Source organism: Trebonia sp., assembly GCF_049794275.1.
Classification (GTDB): domain Bacteria; phylum Actinomycetota; class Actinomycetes; order Streptosporangiales; family Streptosporangiaceae; genus Trebonia.
The window spans coordinates 1-1,975 of sequence record NZ_JBARCR010000998.1 but is presented as its reverse complement, the minus strand read 5'-3'; the positions used below and the strand labels follow the sequence as shown (position 1 = coordinate 1,975).

3 protein-coding genes are annotated in these 1,975 nt (G+C 72.5%); 2 read left to right on the top strand and 1 reads right to left on the bottom strand.

Annotated elements, in window-relative coordinates:
- Nucleotides 1–877 (top strand): diacylglycerol/lipid kinase family protein (locus tag WA805_RS25275; RefSeq protein WP_425243582.1); only part of this gene is annotated, 877 nt, incomplete at its 5' end.
- 49 nt (nucleotides 878–926) lie between these two features.
- On the top strand, nucleotides 927–1,784 hold the full coding sequence (locus WA805_RS25270; RefSeq protein ID WP_425239167.1) for a DUF1206 domain-containing protein: 858 nt from the start codon (nucleotides 927–929) through the stop codon (nucleotides 1,782–1,784).
- A 15-nt stretch (nucleotides 1,785–1,799) separates the two neighbouring features.
- On the opposite strand, the gene WA805_RS25265 is transcribed toward WA805_RS25270, so the two are convergent.
- Entirely contained in the window at nucleotides 1,800–1,967 is a 168-nt protein-coding gene (locus tag WA805_RS25265) for a VIT1/CCC1 transporter family protein (protein ID WP_425243583.1), read from the bottom strand.
- Nucleotides 1,968–1,975 lie beyond the last annotated feature (8 nt).

Below are 1,975 nucleotides of genomic sequence, written 5' to 3'. Positions count from 1 at the left end.
CGCGTCGCCCGCTGGAGCCGGCCTGGTTCTCGTCGTCAACTGCACCGCGGGCACCGCGTCAGCCGAGCTCGCCGGCTCGCTCACTGCCAGGCTGCCCGAGGCCGAGATCGTCGTGGCCACGGCGGAGGATGACCTGGAGAGCCTGTTCAGCAAGGCGGCGGCGCGAGCCAGGATCCTCGGCGTCGCGGGCGGCGACGGCACCGTCCGGCTCGCCGCCGGGGTCGCCGTCGACGCCGGGCTGCCGCTGCTGGTAGTGCCGGCCGGGACCTTCAATCACTTCGCCGCCGACCTCGGCGTCGAATCCGCCGATGACGCGCTGGCAGCGCTCCGCGACGGTAACAGCGTGCTGGTGGACGTGGGGACGGCGGACGGCGCCGCGTTCCTGAATACCGCCAGCACCGGCGTCTACGTCGACCTGGTGAAGGCGCGCGAGCGTCTCGAGCCCTCGCTGGGGAAGTGGCCCGCCATGCTGATCGCGCTCGCCGACGTGCTGCGCGGCAGCAAGCCGGCCGACCTGCTGGTGGACGGCCGGCGCAGGAAGGTCTGGCTGCTCTTCGTCGGCAACTGCCGGTACGAGCCCTCGGGCGCCGCGCCCGCCTACCGGCCGGACCTCGCCGACGGGACTCTCGACGTGCGCATGGTCGACGGCGCACAGCCGCTGGCCAGGACGCGGCTGGTCGTCGCGGTGCTGCTCGGCACGCTCGGCCGGTGCCGCGTCTACCAGACCTGGTCGGCCACCTCGCTGCGGGTCGCGTCGCTGGAGGCCGGCTCGGTGCCGCTGTGCCTCGATGGCGAGGCGACGGAGACGAAGCCGGCGCTCAGGATCGTCAAGTGTCCGAAGAAGCTGCTGGTCTACCGGCCGTCGGCCGGCGACTGACCGGCGAGGCCCCGCCGATGACAAGAATCAGCCCAAACTGGAGGCAGCAATGTCTACGCGCACAGTGTTCCGCGGACCGGCGTTCCGCAGCCCGGCCCGCACCAGGAGAACCGCCCGCCGGGCGGCCAGCAGCCGCGGTATGGCCTGGCTGGCCCGGGCCGGCCTCGTCGCGCGCGGTCTCATGTACGTCCTGATCGGCGTCATCGCCATCGAGATCGCCATCAAGGGATCGCATCAGCAGGCCGACCGTACCGGCGCTGTCCGGCTGGTGGCGCACACCGGGTTCGGATCGTTCCTGCTGTGGCTGCTGGTGATCGGGTTTGCCGGCCTGACGCTGTGGCGACTGTCCGAGGCCATCTGGGGCGGCCCGGAAGCGGACGGCCGCAAGGGCAGCAAGCGGCTGGCGAACCTGGCCCGCGCCGTGTTCTACGCGCTGGTCACCTACGGGATCCTCAAGTACGCGCTGGGGGTCGGATCGCCGTCGTCGAGCGACACCCAGTCGCAGGACCTGACCGCGGCGGCCCTGAAGCACACCGGCGGCCAGGTCATCGTCGCGATCGCGGGCGTCGTCGTCGTGGCCGCGGGCCTGTACGTCATGTACCGCGCGTACCAGCTCAAGTTCCTCAAGCACCTGCGGATGGGCGCCGCCTCCCCGCGGACCAGGAAGGTCGTCACCCGCCTCGGCCAGATTGGCGGCATCGCCCGCGGCTTCGTCTTCGGCACCATCGGGGTCTTCCTGATCATCGCGGCCAAGGACGCGAACCCGCGGCAGGCCAAGGGCATCGACTCCGCGCTGCGCGCGCTGGCGCACACGCCGCTCGGCCCGTGGCTGCTCGTGATCGTGGCGCTCGGGCTGCTGACGTTCGGCGTCTACTCCTGGTGCGAGGCCAGGTGGCGGGCGGTGTGAAGCGCTGTTGCCGCGTTAGGCGGCCATGCCGCCGACCGCGAGGCCGATCAGGTACGTGATGCCCGCGGCGGCGGCGCCGAGGATCAGCTGGCGCGCCGCACCGCGCCAGAACGGCCTGTTGGTCAGCCGGGCCACCAGGCCGCCGCCGATGACCGCGGCGAGCGCGGACAGGCCCAGCGCCACGCCGAGGG